Source organism: Lentzea sp. NPDC051208, from assembly GCF_040682435.1.
In the GTDB taxonomy this organism is placed as follows: Bacteria; Actinomycetota; Actinomycetes; order Mycobacteriales; family Pseudonocardiaceae; genus Lentzea; species Lentzea kristufekii.
This window is the reverse complement of the sequence record NZ_JBFBAW010000013.1, coordinates 40984-59632: the sequence shown is the minus strand read 5'-3', so window position 1 is coordinate 59632 and position 18649 is coordinate 40984. Positions and strand designations below refer to the sequence as shown.

19 protein-coding genes are annotated in these 18649 nt (G+C 69.9%); 11 read left to right on the top strand and 8 right to left on the bottom strand.

What is annotated here, in order from left to right:
- The first annotated feature begins 79 nt into the window (after nucleotides 1-79).
- A complete protein-coding gene (locus AB0M48_RS29055; protein WP_363847979.1) occupies nucleotides 80-1693 on the top strand; it encodes an alpha/beta hydrolase in 1614 nt (537 codons plus the stop codon).
- Here the strand turns inward: AB0M48_RS29055 and AB0M48_RS29050 are convergent.
- Both AB0M48_RS29050 and AB0M48_RS29045 read right to left on the bottom strand, forming a co-directional pair.
- The gene (locus AB0M48_RS29050; protein WP_363847976.1) at nucleotides 1678-2112 is read right to left on the bottom strand and encodes a hypothetical protein; all 435 of its coding nucleotides are present in this window, start codon (nucleotides 2110-2112) and stop codon (nucleotides 1678-1680) included. The genes AB0M48_RS29055 and AB0M48_RS29050 overlap by 16 nt on opposite strands.
- The gene (locus AB0M48_RS29045; protein WP_363847975.1) at nucleotides 2109-2828 is read right to left on the bottom strand and encodes a sulfite exporter TauE/SafE family protein; all 720 of its coding nucleotides are present in this window, start codon (nucleotides 2826-2828) and stop codon (nucleotides 2109-2111) included. Before AB0M48_RS29045 ends, AB0M48_RS29050 begins: the two co-directional genes overlap by 4 nt.
- Before the next feature lie 63 nt (nucleotides 2829-2891).
- Here AB0M48_RS29045 and AB0M48_RS29040 point away from each other — a divergent pair, with 63 nt between their 5' ends.
- Nucleotides 2892-4655 (top strand): LamG-like jellyroll fold domain-containing protein, encoded by a 1764-nt coding sequence (locus tag AB0M48_RS29040; protein WP_363847973.1) that lies wholly within the window; start codon nucleotides 2892-2894, stop codon nucleotides 4653-4655.
- Here AB0M48_RS29040 and AB0M48_RS29035 read toward each other — a convergent pair.
- Nucleotides 4615-5535: a sigma-70 family RNA polymerase sigma factor gene (locus AB0M48_RS29035; protein ID WP_363847970.1), complete on the bottom strand. Its 921-nt coding sequence runs from the start codon at nucleotides 5533-5535 to the stop codon at nucleotides 4615-4617. The two genes, AB0M48_RS29040 and AB0M48_RS29035, sit on opposite strands and share 41 nt — an antisense overlap.
- Complete coding sequence (locus AB0M48_RS29030) at nucleotides 5532-6494, bottom strand: YafY family protein (RefSeq protein WP_363847967.1); 963 nt, start codon at nucleotides 6492-6494, stop codon at nucleotides 5532-5534. Before AB0M48_RS29030 ends, AB0M48_RS29035 begins: the two co-directional genes overlap by 4 nt.
- Nucleotides 6495-6677: 183 nt before the next feature.
- Between AB0M48_RS29030 and AB0M48_RS29025 the strand changes: the two genes are divergently transcribed.
- On the top strand, nucleotides 6678-6869 hold the full coding sequence (locus AB0M48_RS29025) for a S1 RNA-binding domain-containing protein (protein WP_363847964.1): 192 nt from the start codon (nucleotides 6678-6680) through the stop codon (nucleotides 6867-6869).
- Between the two features lie 38 nt (nucleotides 6870-6907).
- On the opposite strand, the gene AB0M48_RS29020 is transcribed toward AB0M48_RS29025, so the two are convergent.
- The 4 genes from AB0M48_RS29020 to AB0M48_RS29005 form a co-directional block, all read right to left on the bottom strand.
- Complete coding sequence (locus AB0M48_RS29020) at nucleotides 6908-7765, bottom strand: hypothetical protein (protein ID WP_363847961.1); 858 nt, start codon at nucleotides 7763-7765, stop codon at nucleotides 6908-6910.
- Entirely contained in the window at nucleotides 7762-8223 is a 462-nt protein-coding gene (locus tag AB0M48_RS29015; RefSeq protein ID WP_319987163.1) for a hypothetical protein, read from the bottom strand. Before AB0M48_RS29015 ends, AB0M48_RS29020 begins: the two co-directional genes overlap by 4 nt.
- A gap of 193 nt (nucleotides 8224-8416) precedes the next feature.
- Nucleotides 8417-8893, bottom strand: coding sequence for a hypothetical protein (locus AB0M48_RS29010; protein ID WP_319987162.1), 477 nt, complete (start codon nucleotides 8891-8893; stop codon nucleotides 8417-8419).
- Nucleotides 8893-10326 (bottom strand): helix-turn-helix transcriptional regulator, encoded by a 1434-nt coding sequence (locus AB0M48_RS29005; protein WP_363847957.1) that lies wholly within the window; start codon nucleotides 10324-10326, stop codon nucleotides 8893-8895. The genes AB0M48_RS29010 and AB0M48_RS29005 overlap by 1 nt, the downstream gene beginning before the upstream one ends.
- 383 nt (nucleotides 10327-10709) lie before the next feature.
- Between AB0M48_RS29005 and AB0M48_RS29000 the strand changes: the two genes are divergently transcribed.
- The 8 genes from AB0M48_RS29000 to whiA all read left to right on the top strand — a co-directional run bounded on the left by AB0M48_RS29000 (nucleotide 10710) and on the right by whiA (nucleotide 18561).
- Entirely contained in the window at nucleotides 10710-11198 is a 489-nt protein-coding gene (locus AB0M48_RS29000) for a hypothetical protein (protein WP_363847954.1), read from the top strand.
- A 9-nt stretch (nucleotides 11199-11207) separates the two neighbouring features.
- Nucleotides 11208-11606, top strand: a complete 399-nt coding sequence (locus AB0M48_RS28995; RefSeq protein ID WP_363847951.1) for a Rieske (2Fe-2S) protein — start codon at nucleotides 11208-11210, stop codon at nucleotides 11604-11606.
- Between the two features lie 106 nt (nucleotides 11607-11712).
- Nucleotides 11713-12177, top strand: a complete 465-nt coding sequence (locus AB0M48_RS28990) for a Rieske (2Fe-2S) protein (protein ID WP_363847948.1) — start codon at nucleotides 11713-11715, stop codon at nucleotides 12175-12177.
- 42 nt (nucleotides 12178-12219) lie between these two features.
- Nucleotides 12220-14121: an excinuclease ABC subunit UvrC gene (gene uvrC, locus AB0M48_RS28985; protein WP_363847945.1), complete on the top strand. Its 1902-nt coding sequence runs from the start codon at nucleotides 12220-12222 to the stop codon at nucleotides 14119-14121.
- A 272-nt stretch (nucleotides 14122-14393) separates the two neighbouring features.
- Nucleotides 14394-14954 (top strand): HD domain-containing protein, encoded by a 561-nt coding sequence (locus tag AB0M48_RS28980; RefSeq protein WP_363847942.1) that lies wholly within the window; start codon nucleotides 14394-14396, stop codon nucleotides 14952-14954.
- A 777-nt stretch (nucleotides 14955-15731) separates the two neighbouring features.
- The gene (gene rapZ / locus AB0M48_RS28975; RefSeq protein WP_363847939.1) at nucleotides 15732-16610 is read left to right on the top strand and encodes an RNase adapter RapZ; all 879 of its coding nucleotides are present in this window, start codon (nucleotides 15732-15734) and stop codon (nucleotides 16608-16610) included.
- A 5-nt stretch (nucleotides 16611-16615) separates the two neighbouring features.
- Entirely contained in the window at nucleotides 16616-17584 is a 969-nt protein-coding gene (gene yvcK, locus AB0M48_RS28970) for a uridine diphosphate-N-acetylglucosamine-binding protein YvcK (RefSeq protein WP_363848538.1), read from the top strand.
- Nucleotides 17575-18561, top strand: a complete 987-nt coding sequence (gene whiA, locus AB0M48_RS28965; RefSeq protein ID WP_030478101.1) for a DNA-binding protein WhiA — start codon at nucleotides 17575-17577, stop codon at nucleotides 18559-18561. The genes yvcK and whiA overlap by 10 nt, the downstream gene beginning before the upstream one ends.
- Nucleotides 18562-18649: the final 88 nt, after the last annotated feature.

Genomic DNA, 18649 nt, shown 5'->3' with positions numbered 1-18649 from the left:
TCGTTGACACCCGCCTGTCGCCGGACAACCCGACGATAGGCGGGTACAAACGGTGCACGGTCGGTGATGGGGTGCATCCGTGAAGTCATCCTCCGCATCAGCGCGTGTCGTGCTCGCGAGTGCGCTCGTGCTCGGCACCGTCGCTTCCGGCCTGGGCGTGGCGAGCGCCCAGCCCGAGGTCTCGTCGACCGTCAGACCCGCCGCCTGGGGGCAGTGCGCGGCCGACGTCCTCGCCGGCCTTCCCGCCTCCGTGACGCCCGAAGAGCGCGCGAAGCTCACCTGCGCCGTCCAGGAAGTGCCCGTCGACCACTCGCGCCCGCGCGGGGAGAAGACCGGCATCGCCATGATGAAGCGCCCCGCGAACGACCAGTCGCGCAAGATCGGCTCGATCTTCCTCAACCCCGGCGGCCCCGGCGGTTCCGGCCTGCTGCGCGGCGCCGTCGCGAAGAACTACTTCCAGCCGTCCGTGCTGGACCGGTTCGACGTCGTCGGCTTCGACCCGCGCGGCGTGGCCCGCAGCGCGCCGATGCGCTGCTTCCGCACCCAGGAGGAGGCCGACGCGGTCAACGAGGGCTGGTACGCCCTGCCCATCACCAAGGCCGAGATCTCCAGCACGATCAAGCAGTCCAAGGCCTACACGGACTACTGCAAGATCAACGCGGGCCCGCTGCTGAACCACATGTCGACGGAAGCGGTCGCACGCGACCTCGACGTCATGCGCGAAGCCGTGGGCGACCAGCAGCTCAACTTCGTCGGCTTCTCGTACGGCACGCTGATCGGCTCGACGTACGCGAACATCTTCCCGCAGCGCACGCGGGCGATGGTCATCGACGGCAACGTCGACCCGCGCCTGCGCCTGACCAACGGCGCGGAGTACGACCGCCAGCGCGCCGACGGCTTCGAGATCGCCCTCGACGCCATGCTGAAGCGCTGCGACTCCGTCGGCGCCACCAAGTGCGCGTTCGCCGGTGACGCCCGCGGCAAGTTCGAGGCGATGAAGACCGCGCTGGGCAAGGCCCCCGCGACGTTGCCGGACGGCACGAAGGTCACCCTGACCGACGTGGTGAGCCGCGTCGCCGGCGACCTGTACTCGATCGCCCGGATCACGACCCTGGCCGCCTGGCTGCAGAACGTCCACGTGGCGCTGAACCCGTCCGCCGCCACCTTCGGCGTCCAGTCCACCGTGGAGCTGGCCGCGCCGCTGAACAACGCCGGCGGACGCATGGACGTCGACCCGCTGCCCGACACCCCGTACACGTCGGACGACTCCTACTACGGCGTCAACTGCACCGACAAGCCGTTCTCCCGCACGAACCGCAACTGGGAGAGGACCGCGGCGAAGTGGGAGGCGGAGTCGCCCACGTTCGGCCGCTACCAGGCCGCGTCGGACCTGCTGACCTGCGCCACGTGGCCGACGCGCAACCCGGACCGCTGGATCGGCCCGTGGAACCGCAAGACGAAGAACCCGATCGTCGTCGTGGGCAACTACTACGACCCGGCCACGCAGTACCTGTTCTCGCAGCGCATGGCCAAGCAGCTCGGCAACGCGCGCCTGATCAGCGTCGACGCGTTCGGCCACTGCATCCTGGGCCGCTCGGCCGACACGGACGCGGCCGTCGCGAAGTACCTGGTGGATCTCGTCGCGCCGGCCGACGGCCAGGTGTTCCAGCCGAACCTTCAGCCGTTCGCCTGACCCCTTCGCTGGAAGCGGTGGCGGTGCTCGTGCAGCACCGCCACCGCGGCGGCGACGATCAGCACGACCGCGGAGTAGGCGGGCAACAGCCACACCGCGAGGCCGAAGAGCGCGGCCGTGGCGAACGCGGCCGGGGTGCGTCGTACGACGGCCCACACCAGCACCACCAAGGCCACCGCCCAGAGCAGGCGGTAGTCGTAGACCACCTCGACTTCCGGAAACCGGGCGCTCATCTCCGCCCCGCGCAGCGTTTCGTAGCTTTCCTGGCCCGTGTACCAGTCAGGCTGGGTGCCGCAGCGCGCACCGGGTTGCTCGCACAGGCTGTCCAAGCCTTTCAGTTCGAGGACCGGCGCGTACACGACCACCGTCAGCGCGGCCAGCGCGCCGATCCCGAGCACGGCCCACGACGGAATCTTCACAGCAGTGCGCTCCTCACGATCAGCACGACAGCGCTCGCCCCCGCGACGATCAGCGTGGGGGTCCGGATGCCCTTGGCGTCGAACTTCTTGCGCAACGGCCCCGAAAGCAGGAATCCGGCGACCAGGAACGGGATCAGCAGCACGCCGCTCCACAACTGGTCCGCGGCGACGTTACCGGTGACGGTGAGGCCGACGATCGACACGGCCGAGCCCAGCGTGAAGAACGCCGCCAGCGTCGCCCGCACCTCCGGCCCGGCCTGGTTCTGGTAGAGCAACGCGACCATCGGGCCGCCGATCGACGTGGCCGTGCCGAACGAGCCGCTCGCCACGCCCGCGGTGACCAGTGACGGCGGCGTGGGCTGCGGGCGCCAGGACGTGATCGACAGCAGCACGCACGCCAGCACCGCGGCGCCGACGACCACGCCGAAGCTCTTCGGGTCCAGCGAGTCGACGATCCAGATGCCGACGACCGTGCCCGGCAGGCGGCCGAGCATCGCCCAGCCGACACCGCGCCAGTCCACGTGACCGAACTCCCTGGCCAGCGACATGACCGCGTGCGCGCAGGCGATGACCAGGACCGGCACCGGGACGAGCGCCGGGTCCAGCAACGCGAGCAGCGGCACGGCGACCAGGGCCAGCCCGAAACCGATCAGGCCCTGCAGCAACCCTCCGAAAGCGACGACCACGCCGGCGACCGCCAGCAACCCCCAAGACATAGTTCGCGATGCTATCGACCATTGTTCGCCTGCCGTTGGCCCAGCACACCTACGCTCCGCGCCATGACCGCGTCCCGCCGTTCCTTCCTGCTCGGCACCGGTGCGACCGCCGCCGCTGCCGCCCTGGTCACGCCTGGTTCCGCCACCGCTGACAACGTTGTCGGAGGCCGTCCCGACCCCGAGGCCCGGCGGTTCACGCTCGCCGTGATCCCGGACACGCAGTACATGTTCGACCTCGACCGCGGTGACTCGGCGCCGTTGAAGGCCACGCTGCAGTACCTGGTCGACCGCCGGAAGTCCGAGAACATCGTCTTCATCAGCCACCTCGGCGACCTGGTCGAGAACGCGCAGAAGAGCGAGATCGACGACATCAGCGAGCGGTTCGAGGTGCTCGACCGCCGCCGGATCGGGTACAGCGTGCTCGCGGGCAACCACGACGTGCCGAACTCGCGGCTGGACGACCAGCGCGGGCCCACGCCGTACCTCGACAGGTTCGGGCCGCGGCGGTTCCGCACCTCGCCGACGTTCCGCGGGGCGAGCGCCGACGGTTACAACACGTTCCACGTGTTCCGCGCGGCCGGTAAGGAGTGGCTGGTGCTCGCGCTGGACTGGCGCATGTCCGCCCAGGGTTTCGAGTGGGCGCGCTCTGTGCTCAAGCAGCACGCCAAGCTGCCCGTCATCCTCACCACGCACGAACTGGCCTACGACGGTGGCGACGGCACCGCCGCGATGTCCGACTACGGCCGCAGGCTGTGGAACGAGCTGATCAAGGACAACGACCAGATCTTCCTGACGCTGAACGGGCACTTCTGGCCGCCCGCCCGCACGACGATGCGCAACACCGCCGGCAACGACGTGCACGTGCACATCACGAACTACCAGGACCGCTACTACGGCGGCGGCGCGATGATCCGGTTCTACCACTTCGACCTGGACCGCGGAGTGATCGACGTCCGCACCCTGTCGCCGTGGCTGCTCGGCAAGAAGTCGCTCAACCCGCTGGAGCGCAAGGAGACCGAGCTGACCGGCCCGGCCGACCGGTTCAGCGTGCCGATCGACTTCGAGCAGCGGTTCGCCCGCTTCGACCCGCCGGTGCTGCCCGCGCCGCAGCCCGCCCGTGACGTGCTGGTGCGCGGCACGGTCGCGTACTGGCGCCTCGGCGAGGGCCTGAAGGACCTGTCGGGCAACGGGAACGACCTGCGGCAGACCGGCTCGCTGACCGCCTCGGACGACCACAGCCGGTTCGCGCCGTCGCACCGTTCGCTGTACTTCGGCAAGGACGGCCACCTGTCCACCGTGGACTCGGCGCCGGTGAACAGGGAGACGTTCGAGCGCGGCTACACCATCGAGGTGTTCCTCAAGCTGCCCAAGGACTTCAACCACCCTTGGTGCGGCCTGTTCACGAAGCTCGCGCCCGGTTCCGCGGCCGGCAAGACCGGGGACGACCCGAGCGAGCCGATCGCGACCCTGAACGTCGCCGGTGGCGGTCAGCTGCAGTGGGCGGTGTTCCCGCGCAACCTGCCGGGCATCTCCACGAACTGGGGCCACGAGATGGACTACGAGACGTGGTGGCACATCGCCGTGGTCAACGACGGCGTGCACACCACGCTGTACGTCGACGGCTCTCCGTTGCTGCGCAACCCGTCCACGCCCGCACGCGGCATCTCGACCGCCGGCGACCCGTGGCTCGTCGGCGCCTACGCGTACAACAAGGTCGTCGAGAAGTCGTTGCACGGCTGGATCGGCGACATGCGGATCGTGAACCGGCCGCTGGACCGTGCCGAGTTCATGCGGTCGAAGGCAGCCCGAACCGCGGGAACAGACTGAGGTCGAAGAACGACGAGACGCGCGTGATCCGGCCGCCACGAACCTCCAGCGCCTGGAGGTTGAACGGCCGGAACACGCCGTCCTCGCCGCGCAGGTAGAGCCCGAACGCGGGCTGCCCGTTCGCCTCGGTGGCGATCATCCTGGCGCCGTGCGGGACTGCCGGGCACTGGTTCGCGAGGTGCCACGCGACCATGTCCGGGCCCCGGTAGAACTGCGGGTACGGCGGCATCTCCCACACGACGTCCTGCGCGAACATGCCGATGATCGCCGGGATGTCCTTGGCCTCGAAGGCCTTCACCCACCGGTCGAGCAACGGCTTCGCCTCCGCGGGCTCCACCACCTCGTCCTCGCTGAGGTCCTTGAGCTGCGCGTGCGCCCGTTGCAGAGCGCTGTTGACGGCCGCGACCGTCATCTCCAGCTCGTCCGCCGTCTCGGCGGCGCTGAGCTTCAGCACGTCCCGCAGGATCAGCACCGCGCGCTGCCTCGGCGGAAGGTGTTGCAGGGCCGCGACGAACGCCAGCCGGGTGGACTCGCGTTCGGTGACGATCGCGGCCGGATCGGTCGGGAACGGCTCCAGCCACGGGATCTCGTGGTCCTCGGTGAGCGGGTCGGTCTCGGTGGCCGCCTGGGTGCCGAGACCGAACGGCAGCGGGCGTCTCGTGCGGCCGTCCAGGGCGGTGAGGCAGGCGTTCGTCGCGATCCGGTACAGCCAGGTGCGGACCGACGAGCGGCCCTCGAACTGGCCGTACGCCTTCCACGCGCGCAGGTACGTCTCCTGCACCAGGTCCTCGGCGTCGTGCAGCGAGCCGAGCATCCGGTAGCAGTGCGCGAGAAGCTCCCGTCTGAACGGGTCGGCGGCCGTCGCGAAGTCCACTGTCACTCCCGCACTGTAATCGCGTTCTGGAGTCTGCCGACGAGCGTTTCGACGTAGTCCCTGAGTTCGGCCGGTTCGTGCACGTCGAACTCGAAGCCCAGGAACAGCAGGTGCCACACGATCCGTTCGAGCGCGTCGGCGCCCGTGCGCATGAGGCACGAGTTCTCGTCGATCGGTTCCAGCGCCGCGGACATCGGCGTGGTGCGTTCCGCGACTGCCTGCATGGGTGCGTGGATCGTGAGCACTGCCTGGTAGGTGTAGACGCTGGAGGCGACCTGCCTCGACACGAACTCGCCCAGCGACGGCGCGGGCGGTTCGCGGGGCGTGAACCTCGCCGCGAGCGAGGGCTGCTCGGTGATGCGGTCCACCCGGAACGTTCGCCAGTCCTGTTTGGACACGTCCCACGCGACCAGGTACCACCGGCGGCCGGTGTGCACGAGACCTTGCGGTTCCGCGAGCCGTTTCGCCGGCTCGCCCTGCGTCGGGGCGTAGGTGAAGCGCAGCTGCTGGTGGTCGCGGCAGGCGGCGGCGATGATCGTGAGCGTCTCCGGGTCGACCGTCGGACCCGCGGCCGGCAGGGCCGTGGTGTGCGCCTGCAGTGCTTGCACTCGCCGCCGCAACCTCGTGGGCAGCACCTGTTCGAGCTTGGTGAGGGCGCGGACCGACGTCTCCTCGATGCCCGCGACGGAACCGTTCGCCGCCGTCCTCAGTCCGACCGCGACGGCGACCGCCTCGTCGTCGTCGAGCAGCAGCGGCGGGAGTTCCGCGCCCGCCCCGAGCTGGTAGCCGCCGGCCGCGCCGGGCAGGGACGTGACGGGGTAACCGAGGCTGCGCAACTTGTCCACGTCGCGGCGGATCGTGCGCACGTCGACGCTGAGCCGGTCGGCGAGCTCCGGGCCCGTCCAGTCACGCCGCACCTGCAACAGGGACAGGAGCTTCAGCAGCCGTGCGGACGTCTCCAGCATGTGACGATCCTAGATTCCGTTGCGGACAACGGCCTGCGGTGGCTAGGGTTGTCGGCATGACTGCCGGGTCGGCCTTGTGCCGTGAGCGGAACGGTTGCCCGGCCCTGACTTGATCAGGGCCCCTCCAGCCCCCGCGTACATCCGTTCCTCTGGATGCGCGCACGGGAGAGGAGGTGATGCGCAATGCTTCCCAACGTTGGTGATGTCTTTTCGGGGAAGGTCGTCTCGACCGTTCCCTTCGGTTCGTTCATCGAGCACCCCGCCGGTGCACACGGGCTCCTGCACGGCCGCCAGGCCGAGGTCGGTGCCTCGGTGCGGGTGAAGGTGCTCGCGGTGGACGCCGTGCAGCAGCGGTTCAGCCTGGAGCTGGCGTGAGTTGAGTGCCCGGGCAGAGGCGCCCTGCCCGGGCTTTCTCACGGTCTCCGGTAGTCCGCGCACTCGCCGGTCAGGCGGTCGTGCAGGGTCTTGCGGTGCCCTTCTTCCTCGGGCGCCGGACCGAGCGCGTCCGCTGGGCTGGTGATGCCGTGCAGCAGCCGGTACAACACGACATCCGTTGCGGTGTAAAGCCAGTCGTCCGCCTTGCCGGGCGGCGCGGCGGGTCCGAGCACGTTCTCGAACCACGCCGGGAACAGCAGATCCCGTGCCACCGCGTCCTCGATGCGCGCGCGGATCAGCTGGCGCACGTGCGCGATGGCCTCGTTGCCGGCCGACTTGGCAACGGTGTCCTTGGTGTGCGTGTCGTCATCCGGGGCCTCGGGGCGTTCCCGGTCCGTGATGGACCGCCACTGCTGGTAGTTCTTGCGCCACAACACTTCCGCCGTGGGCGGGAGGTGCGTCAGAGCCTCGGCGGCCTCGATCGCCTCCAGGGCCACCCGGTCGTACTCGGCGATGGCCTTGCGCGTGTCCTTGGCTTCCTGCGGGGTGAAAGCCCTGCGGGCGTAGGCTTCCTGGCCTTTGAGGATCTTGGCGAGCTGTGCCTCGCCGATCTCGGGCCAGTGGTCGAAGTCCGCCTTCTGGGTCTCGCCCGCCCGCACCTTCCGGTTCAGCGCCACCAGGAGCCGTTCCAGGCGGTGCACGCTCTCCGCGAGCTCGGTGACGCGGTCGTTGGTCTTGGTGAGCTTGCGGGTGGTGTCCTTGAGCTGGTTCGCCTGGCTGAGCTGCTGGTGCGCCGCGTCGGTCTGGGCGTGGTCGATGCGGGTCTCCAGCGACTTCAGTTCCTTCTTGAGCCGCTCGACCTTGCCGTCCAGTGCCTTGACCGGATCGATGTTCACTTCAGCGTCCTCCAGGCCCACCAGGCGATGCCCGCCGCGGTGATCAGTGTCGCCCAGCCACTGGCCAGCGGGGTCAGGAGGGTGGCCACGAGGGCCGCGCTGATCGCGGTGGTCCTGGCCCGCGGTTCGAAGATCCGCCGGCCCGCCGGGTCCACCAGGACCGACGCGGCCGTGGCCACCGCCACCAGCAGCGAGAGCAGCGACCAGGCGTCGAACCAGCCCACGGCGACGACCAGGGCCGCGGCGGTGGTGGCGATGGCGATCACGCGGTTCGGGGTGGTCAGCCTGGCCGCTTCGACGTCCCTGCGGGCCTGCATGACCGCTTCCACCTCGGCGTTCGTGGTGGCGAGGAGGGGCTGGAAGTCCGGGCTGCCGGGGCCCGCGGCCTGGAGGGCCCGCAAGGCTGTTCGCAGGGACTGCTGGCGGTCGGCCAGGCGGGCGAACGGATCGGCTGCCATGCCCCGAAATCGTGATCAAGCCCGGTGGGCGGGGCTAGGCCTGTGAGGGGAGTTGGTCCGGTTGCCGACGAACTTCCCTCACTCGGCCTAGTGGTGTGGCTTGGAAGGGCGGCTGGGTGATTCACGCTCAGCAGGGCGCCTCGTCTGACCGCGAATTCGCCTGGCAACCTTCCAAGCCACACCACCAGCTCACTCAGGATTTCCTGCGCGCCTCGTCCGGCCAGACGACCTCGATCGGCACACCGGACGCGCGCGCCTGCTCCACCACGTCCGCCGTACCGCCCTTGCCCTGGGCCGGGACGCCGTCCCACACCGCCACCAGGACCTCGACGGAGGCGAGCATGCGTTCGTTGGCCGCCACGTACGCCAGCCGCCCGCTCGACATGTGCGGGAGGACGCTGACGACCGTGGCGGCCGCGCGCAGCTCGTCGTAGTCGGCCACCTGGTGCGGCTTCAGGCGGTCGCGGTAGTCCAGCGCGGGCAGGACCACCTCCACCTCACCGCCCAGGGCCAGCACCGCCCTGGCGAAGACCTGGTCGGCCCCCGGAGCCAGGCAGGTCACGCCCACCAGGTTGGTGCCCAGCCGTTCCAGCACCTCCGTGATGGCGGCCTGGACGGCGGGCACGCACTCCGGCACCAGGTTGCTGTGGCCGGTGATGCCGACGCGCATCAAGCGGTCCGGATCGCTCTGATCGCGTCTCGGGTGTCCTGCACGGCGGGGATGTGGCGGTGCCGTGCCGCCTCCTTCGCGAAGTCCTCCAGCTTGCGCAGGACCCGGCCCGAGGAGAGCTTCGCCGCTGTCGGCAGGACCTCGTTGATCAACCCGCACGCTGCCTCCGGGTCTCCCGCGACCATTTTGGTGCGCGCCAGTCCGATCACGTCGAAGGCGCGGTTGCGCACCTTCGACGGGTCCCGCAACGCCAGAGCCCGCCGGATGTGTTGTTCGGCGAACACGGCTTGGGACGGGTCGTGCATCGCGAGGTCGCGGCAGCGGGCGCCGATGACGCCCTCGAGCTCGGCCTCGTCGAAGCTGTGCAGGTAGCGCGGTTCGTTGTCCGCGTCCCGCTGGGCGAAGCTCTCCTGCGCCATGCCCACGGCCTGGTGGAACTCGCGGGTCTTGCCCATGCTCGCGTAGGCCCAGGCCTCGCGGGTGAGCAGGAGCGCCTTGAGCGTCGGCGTGCCGGTGCGGCGGGTGCCGTACTGGCCCAGCTGGACGAGCTCCAGGCCGTCCTCGGGACGGCCCAGGTCGAACATCTGCCTCGCCATGGCCGCCAGGCACAGCGCCGCGAAGCCGTCGTTGTGGCCGGCCTTGGCCATGCGGACGGCCAGCACGTAGTAGCGCTGGGCCGCGTTGTGCAGGCCGGCGTCGAACGACATGCTCGCCGCCACCTTCGACAGTTCCGCGCCGATGAAGAACGCGCGTTCCGTCGTCGGGCCGGACGGTGCCCGGCCCAGGCGTTCGGCCAGCTCGTCGAGCTGACCCAGGACGGCCTTGCGGGCCAGTCCGTAGCCGCCCCGGCCGCCCCAGCCGCGCAGCCCGTCGGCCACGCGCTGCAACGCGAACAGTTCCTCCTCGCTGATCGCCGAGTGCGACGACCACTTCGACAGGTTCTGCAGGGGGTGCAACCACCGCTGCAGCGGCTCGACCAGTGCGGACCCCACCGTCACCGCGGCGGCTCCGGTGAGCGCCGCTCGTCTGCTGATCGCCAAGTCGCTCCTCGCCGTCTCCTCGACCGAACGGGCAATGCTCGTCGCCTCCCAGGGGGCGGCGAGCACGTCTGGCGGGCCGGTGTCAGGGGAGCCCACCTGAGCTGGGATGACGACGCGGTCGAACCACAGTCGTTCGCCCGGTACACCGAGCACCAGCGCGAAGTGGCGCAGCCGGTCGAGGCGGTCGATCTGGTTCTCGCCCGACTCGTAACGCGAGAGCTGCGCCTGGCTGATGCCGAGCCACGCCGCCATGCGGTCCTGCGTGACCCGGCTGAGGTGCCGGGGGTGGTGCCGATACGCGGAGATCAGCGCACCCATGTCGCGGTCGGTGCATGCGGCGACGATCGCGGGATGGTCCCAGAAGTCGTTCGGGACCTCGGGTGGTCCGTGCACGTCCGCACGAGCGTTGCGACGGCACCGGTGACACAGCCGATCGGAGTTGTCGGCGGCGATGAACGCCCCGCACGGGCAAGCGCGTCTGGATCTGGGTCTCGCTGCATCCATCGGCCTCGCCCCCGTCACTGAGCGTTTCCCAAGTGTACGGACGTGTGATCGTCAGTCCATCCATCTCATGCATAAGACGTAATGGGTTCGCGTGTCGCAGTCCTGGTACCCCCGCCCGGCGGATGAGCTTCATACGCCTGCTGCATGAGGCCCATGCAGCAGGCGAGTGGTGTTGGCGGGAAGTGAGAAGGACCCTGCACAACGTCAGGCTGCGGGTGGATCCCCGTGGCCGCGACCAGTGCCTGACCCACCAACGGGGAGGACAACCGCCGATGAGCCTCACGACCGCGGAGACCGGCACGGCCGGGATCCCACAGAACAGGGGACACGCACGGGCGATCGGGGAGGCCGTGGCCGGCTACCGGTTGCTCGGCTGGCAGGTCACCGTCACCGAGCAGGGCGTGTTCCTGCCCCTGGGCCCCGCCACGACAGCCTTGGCGATGCCGGCGCGGATCGGGTCGCGAGTCCTGGCCGACCTGAAGTCGCGGATGCTCGCCGGACCGGTCACGGTGATCCCCGGCCCCCGCGAACACTGGATCTTCCTGGCCGAACTGGTGGCGTTGCTGCCGACGCACCTGAAGGCGCCGCCGGAGGTCCAGTTCGTGCGGTCGCCGCACCGGATCGCGCTCCCGCCGACGATGACCAGGTACGGATCGCTGCGCTGGGCGAACCCGCCGTCGCACTCGCGGCACTGGTTCCCGCCGTTCACCGCCGTGCTCGCACTGGCCCGGCAGGCCACCGCCGAGGACCAGCGCCGATAATCGGTGCTCGTGGATCGTCGATCAGTGTTGTTGTGTGGGCTCGCCGCCGCCTTGAGCGCCTGTGGCGAGCCCGCTCCTCGCAAGACGGGCGGTGCCGGCACCGCCCGGCCCGGAGACCGCGTCGTCGCCGTCTCCGCGGTGCCCGACGGCTCCGGTGTGCTGGTGGACATGCCCGGCAACGCCCAGCTGTTGGTCGTGCAACCTCGATCGGGTGAATTCCGCGCGTTCAACCCGGCGTGCCCGCACGTGGGTTCGATGGTCAACCCGCCTGCCCGTGGCGTGATCACCTGCCCGTTGCACGGGAGCACTTTCGACGCCTCGACCGGGGCAGTCCGCAAAGGACCTGCGGAATCGGGTCTCGCCGAGGTCGCGGTCGTCCGTTCCGGAGACGATCTGGTGCTCGGCTGAGACCTGTGCGTTTGCTGTGCATCGGGCTTCTCGCTGAACTCTCGCCGACCCGTTCGCGTAATGCTGTGGTGTGACCCCGAACACCCACCACCACGGAGGACCGGTCTTGAACACCGAAAGCCTGGTCAGCAGGCGCGCGGCGCTGTGCGGAATCGCGGTTGCCCTCGCCGTGCCCAGCGGACTCGTGACGGCGTGCAGTTCGACTCCGACCGGTTCTGGCGGCAGCACTCCCACCCAGGGCGGTTCGACTCCGACGGGATCCGCCGGGACCAGCGGCACCGCGCTCGTCGCGCTGGCCGACGTACCCGAGGGCGGCGGCGCCGTCGTCGACGCCCCCGGCGGCAAGAAGATCGTCGTCGCGCGCATCTCCGCCACCGAGGTGAAGGCCTTCGACGCGACGTGCCCGCATCAGGGTTCGATGGTCGCCGAGCCTTCCGGCGGCACCATCACCTGCCCCTCGCACGGCAGCCAGTTCGATGCTTCCGACGGCGCGGTGAAGAAGGGGCCGGCGACGACCGGCCTGCGCGCGGTCGCGGTCAAGGTCAACGGCGACCAAGTGGTCCTGACCTGACCCTTTCTGTTTTTGTCGGACCGCGTCGATAGTCTGAAGGGCGTGGCAGATCCCTCGACGTACCGCCCCGCGGTGGGCACGATTCCTGAGGCTCCCGGCGTCTACAAGTTCCGCGACGCCGGTGGCCGGGTCGTGTACGTCGGCAAGGCGAAGAGCTTGCGCAGCAGGCTGAACTCGTACTTCGCGGATCTGGCCGGGCTGCACCCGCGCACGCGCCAGATGGTGACGACGGCGGCCTCCGTCGAGTGGACGGTCGTCTCCACCGAGGTCGAGGCGCTGCAGCTCGAATACAACTGGATCAAGGAGTTCGACCCGCGCTTCAACGTCCGGTACCGCGACGACAAGTCGTACCCGGTGCTGGCCGTCACACTGCACGAGGACTACCCGCGCCTGCACGTGTACCGCGGCCCCCGGAAGAAGGGCGTGCGCTACTTCGGCCCCTTCGCCCACGCCTGGGCCATCCGCGAGACGCTCGACCTGCTGCTGCGCGTGTTCCCCGCGCGCACGTGCTCGGCGGGCGTTTTCAAGCGGCACAACCAGATCGGCCGCCCCTGCCTGCTCGGGTACATCGACAAGTGCTCGGCGCCGTGCGTGGGCAAGGTGTCGGCCGACGAGCACCGCGACATCGTGCTCGACTTCTGCGACTTCCTGGCGGGCAAGACGGACAACATGGTCCGCCGCCTCGAACGCGAGATGCTGCAGGCCTCGGAAGAGCTGGAGTTCGAACGCGCCGCCCGCCTGCGCGACGACCTCGGCGCGTTGCGCCGCGCGATGGAGAAGCAGGCCGTCGTGCTGGGCGACGGCACGGACGCCGACGTGATGGCGTTCGCACAGGACGAGCTGGAGGTCTCGGTCCAGGTCTTCCACGTCCGGGGCGGCCGTGTCCGCGGCCAGCGCGGCTGGGTGCTCGACAAGGTCGAGGCCCTCGACGACGGCGGCCTCGTCGACCAGTTCATCATGCAGTTCTACGGCGACAACACCGAGAGCACCCCGCGCGAGGTGCTGGTCCCGGTGCTCCCGGACGACGCCCCGGCCCTGGAGGACCTGCTGTCCGAGCAACGGGGCTCGCGAGTCGTCCTGCGCGTCCCGCAACGCGGCGACAAGCGGGCCCTGATGGAAACGGTGGCGCGCAACGCCTCCGAAGCCTTCGCCCAGCACAAACTCCGCCGCGCCGGCGACCTCACCGCCCGCTCCGCCGCACTGCAGGAAATCCAGGACGCCCTGGCGCTCGACACCGCCCCGCTGCGCATCGAGTGCATCGACATCAGCCACGTCCAAGGCACCGACGTGGTGGCATCCCTGGTGGTGTTCGAGGACGGCCTGGCCCGCAAGTCCGATTACCGCCGCTTCGCCCTCCGCGAGGCAGCCACCGAGGGCGACGTGGCCTCGATAGCCGAGGTGGTCCGCCGCCGCTTCCAGGCCATGCTCCGCGAAACCGCCTCCGGCGGCCCCAACCCGGGCATTGACCCGGACACGGGCAAACCCCGCAAGTTCGCCTACCCGCCCAACCTCCTGGTGGTGGACGGCGCGGGCCCCCAAGCCGCAGCGGCCTCCGACGTCCTGGCCGAACTGGGCATCACCGACGTGGCAGTGGTCGGCCTGGCCAAACGCCTGGAGGAGGTCTGGGTCCCGGGCGAACAGGACCCGGTGATCCTCCCGCGCACCAGCGACGCCCTGTACCTGCTCCAACGGGTCCGCGACGAGGCCCACCGCTTCGCTATCGCCTACCACCGCCAGAAGCGCTCGAAGCGCATGACCACCTCGGCCCTCGACGAGGTGCCAGGCCTCGGCGAGACCCGCAAAGCCGCACTGCTCAAGCACTTCGGCTCGGTGCGGAAGCTGCGACAGGCCACAGTGGACGAGATCAGCGACGTGCCGGGAGTGGGCCGCCGCACCGCGGAGGCCGTGGTGGCGACCTTGGCTTCGTCGGGCGGGAACTCCTGATGGGTCAGGAGCCGGCGGGTGCCGGGTCTTCGTTGCCTGGCAACGGTGTGACGGGGGAAGGTTCGTCGCCGTCACCGCGGTCGCCGTCGCCTTTACCGCGGGCGTTGCTACCGACGTTGCCGTCACCGCCGTTGCTACCGACGTTGCCGTCACGGCCGTTGCCGTCGTCTGACGACGGTTCGTCGTCGGTTCGGCCTGCTGCGGTGAGCGAGAGCCCGTCGCGGTTCGGTCGTGCTGCGGTTCGCGAGGACCAGTCGCCGGCGCGCCGAGCCATGACGGAGTCCGTGCCGCTGCGGTCGTTACCCGCGCCCGTCGAGGAGTTGCTGATCGAGCTGCGGGCTTCGCCGCGCTTGGTCGCGCACCTGCGGGCCGTGCACGACGTCGCCTGCGAACTCGTCGACTGGGTCGAGCGGCACCACCCGTCGGTCACCGTCGACCGCGAGGCGGTGCTGTACGGCGCGGCCACGCACGACATCGGGAAGGTGTTGCACCCCAACGAGTTGTCCGGTGCGGGCTCGGCGCACGAGCCGGCGGGCCACGCGCTGCTGCGAGAGCGCGGGGTCGAGGAGCGGCTGGCGCGGTTCGCGCGGACGCACGCCTCGTGGACCGCGCCGGGCATCAGCCTGGAGGAGTTGCTGGTCAGCCTGGCGGACAAGGTGTGGAAGGCCAAGCGCGTCCCGGACCTGGAACAGCTGGTGACCGAAAGGCTGGCGAAGGCCGTGGGCCAGGAGGCGTGGGAGGTGTTCATGGCGCTGGACGACGAGCTTGACCGGATCGCGTCGGGCTCCGACGCGCGGCTGGCGTTCCAGTCGAGCTATCCGGTCGCGGTGTGAGTGCGGTGCCTCTTGCTTGTCCCACCCGCCGCACCGGTCATGCTTTCGGTGCGGTGCGGTGCGGTGCGGTGCGGTGCGGTGCGGCGCGGCGCGGCGCGGCGCGGCGCGGCGCGGTGCGGTGCGCGCGTCCGCGGATCGGGCCGGGATCGCGGTCGGCGTTGTGACGTCCGCGTTTGATGTGCGAAGTCTGCGGTGGGCGTGTGGGGTCCGCGGTTGGCGCTGACGTGAGGTCGGCGTCGTGAGTGACCTGGCTGGAATTGTGAGATGTGGGGCTGGTGTTGAGAAAGGTGTGGACGGCGTGTGAGACGAGGTGCTCGACCCGCGTGCTCCCTCCTTCTGTCGCGGCGAAGATGACCATGGTTTCGTGACATCCACTAGACGGTGTCAGGCGTGGATCAGGACGAGGTTCACTCGTCCGGGTGGCGAAACCGGCCGCGCCACGTAGCGTCTCAACTGTCGAACCTGCCGCACGTGAGGGCCGTTCCAGTGGAGACTCTCCAAGGGCGCGTCCGGTCGCGGCCTGGCTCGACGTCGAGCTTGCCCGACGAGAGCTCGCGCAAAACCGGAACTCGCCCGAACCAGAGCTCACCGACACCGAGAGCTCGCCCAGAATGAGAACTCGCAAGAACGACAGTTCGCGGAGAACGTGAGCTCGCCAAGAACGAGAGCTCACCCACACCGAGAACTCGCCAGCAACGAGCGCTCGCCCCAAAACGAGAGCATGCCCAAACGAGAGCGGCAGAGCCGCGCTCATGAACAGGTAACGGAGTCGTAGTCGTGAACGCGGAGAAGTCCGGCATCGAAGTCGCCGTGGTGACCGGGCTGTCCGGTGCGGGCCGCAGCACCGCGGCCAAGTGCCTGGAGGACCTCGGCTGGTTCGTCGTGGACAACCTGCCCCCGGAACTCATCGCCACCATGGTCGAGCTCGGCGCTCAGGCGCGCGGGGCGATCACCAGGGTCGCGGTCGTCATGGACGTGCGCAGCCGCGCGTTCACCGAGGACCTGGCCGCCATCATCAAGGACCTCGACGCGCGGGGGTACAAGCCGCGCGTGCTGTTCCTCGAGGCCACCGACGCCGTGCTGATCCGGCGGTTCGAGGCGGTGCGGCGCGGTCACCCCATGCAGGGGGACGGGCGGTTGCAGGACGGCATCGAGGCCGAGCGGATCCTGCTGACGCCGCTCAAGCAGGAAGCCGACCTCGTGGTCGACACGTCGGCGTTGAGCATTCACCAGTTGCGGGCCAAGATCGAGGACTCGTTCGGCAGCGAAACGGCCAGCCGGACCAGGGTCACGGTGCTGAGCTTCGGGTACAAGTACGGGCTGCCGATGGACGCGGATCTCGTCATGGACGTGCGGTTCCTGCCGAACCCGTTCTGGATCCCGGAGCTCAGGGAGCAGACGGGGCTCGATGGTGAGGTGCGCAACTACGTGCTGTCCCAGGAGGGCGCGGACGAGTTCCTTGATCGGTACCACGAGTTGCTCAGGCTCATCGGTGCCGGCTACCGGCGTGAGGGCAAGCGCTACCTGACGCTCGCTATCGGGTGCACCGGTGGCAAGCACCGCAGTGTCGCCCTGAGCGAAGAGCTGGCCGGGCGGCTGGCCAGCGAGGACGGCACGGCCGTGAAGGTCGTGCACAGGGATCTGGGACGTGAGTGACGAAGTTGAAAGCTGTTGCTTTGGGTGGCGGCCACGGGCTGCACGCGACGCTGAGTGCGTTGAGGCAGGTCACCGACGACGTGACGGCCGTGGTGACGGTCGCGGACGACGGTGGGTCTTCCGGGCGGCTTCGGCGCGAGCTCTCCGACCTGCTGCCACCTGGTGATCTGCGCAAGGCCATGGCGGCGCTGGCGGGGGACGACGAGGCCAGCCGGCGGTGGACGTCGCTGTTCAAGCACCGCTTCGGCGGCACCGGGGCGCTCGCGGGGCACGCGGTCGGCAACCTGGTGATCGCCGGGCTGCTCGAGCAGCTCGGCGACCCCGTCGCGGTGCTCGACCTCACCAGCAGGCTGCTCGGCGTCAAGGGCCGGGTGCTGCCCATGTCGAACGAGCCGCTCGACATCGAGGCGGACGTCGTGGGGCTGGACGAGGACGAGACGGACGTGCGGCGGATCCGGGGGCAGGTCGCCATCGCGACCACGCCCGGACTGGTGCAGCGCATCCGGTTGACCGCCCCGAACGGGCGACCTGCCGGCTGTCCGGAAGCAGTACAGGCTGTACTTGAGGCCGATGTCGTGGTACTCGGGCCCGGATCGTGGTTCACCAGCGTCTTGCCGCATCTGCTGGTGCCCGATCTGCACGACGCGCTCGTGCACACGCGGGCCAAGAAGGTCCTCGTGCTCAATCTCGTCCCCCAACCGGGTGAAACCGCTGGTTTCTCTCCGGAGCGGCATTTGGACGTAGTCTGCGAACACGCACCCGAGCTGAAGGTGGACGCGGTGATCGCCGACGTCGACTCGGTCCCCACCCCGGACCGGTTGACGCGAGCCGCCTCGGCACTGGGTGCGCGTACGCATCTGGCCAAGATCGCCGCACCGGACGCCGCAGAGCGGCATGATCCGGAGGCACTTGCCGGTTGCCTGAGGCAAGTGGTCGTGGAGACCGGAGTGGGAGGGACTGGCCAGTGGCGATGACGTCGGCGGTCAAGGACGAGCTGAGCAGGCTCGCGGTATCCAAGACCTGTTGCCGCCGCGCGGAGGTGTCCTCCCTGCTCAGGTTCGCCGGCGGCCTGCACATCGTGTCCGGCCGGGTCGTCGTCGAGGCCGAGCTCGACCTGGGTTCCGCGGCCCGCAGGCTGCTCAAGGAGATCCAGGCGCTCTACGGCCACCACGCCGAGGTCTTCACGATCCAGTCGAACGGCCTGCGCAAGGGCACCCGCTACGTGGTCCGCGTGGTCAAGGACGGCGAGGGTCTCGCCCGGCAGACCGGTCTGCTCGACCCGCGCGGCCGCCCGGTGCGCGGCCTGCCCGCGCCGGTCGTGTCCGGTGGTGTGTGCGACGCCGAAGCCGCGTGGCGCGGTGCCTTCCTGGCGCACGGCTCGCTGACCGAACCCGGTCGCAGCTCGTCGCTGGAGATCACCTGCCCCGGTCCCGAGGCGGCGCTCGCGCTGGTCGGCGCGGCGCGCAGGATGGGCATCTCGTCCAAGTCGCGCGAGGTCCGCGGGGCCGAGCGCGTCGTGATAAGGGACGGCGACGCCATCGGGGCGATGCTGACCAAGCTCGGCGCGCACGACAGCGTGATGGCGTGGGAAGAGCGCCGGATGCGGCGTGAGGTCCGCGCGACCGCGAACAGGCTGGCGAACTTCGACGACGCGAACCTGCGCCGCTCGGCCCGCGCGGCCGTCGCGGCGGCCGCACGGGTGGCGCGGGCGTTGGAGATCCTCGGGCCGGAGGCGCCGGACCACCTGGCCGCCGCCGGGCAGCTGCGCCTCGCGCACCGCCAGGCGTCGCTCGAGGAGCTGGGCCAGCTGTCGGACCCGCAGATGACCAAGGACGCGGTGGCAGGCCGTATAAGGCGTCTGCTGGCCATGGCGGACAAGCGGGCCAAGGACCTGGGGCTGCCGGACACCGAGTCCGCGGTCACGGCCGAGATGCTCGAAGCAGAGGTCTAGGCCCCGGGACGAGCCGGCCTCGGCTGACGCGTACACCCGCACACCGCTGCCCGCACCCGGACCTGGGTGCGGGCAGCGGTCTTGGTCG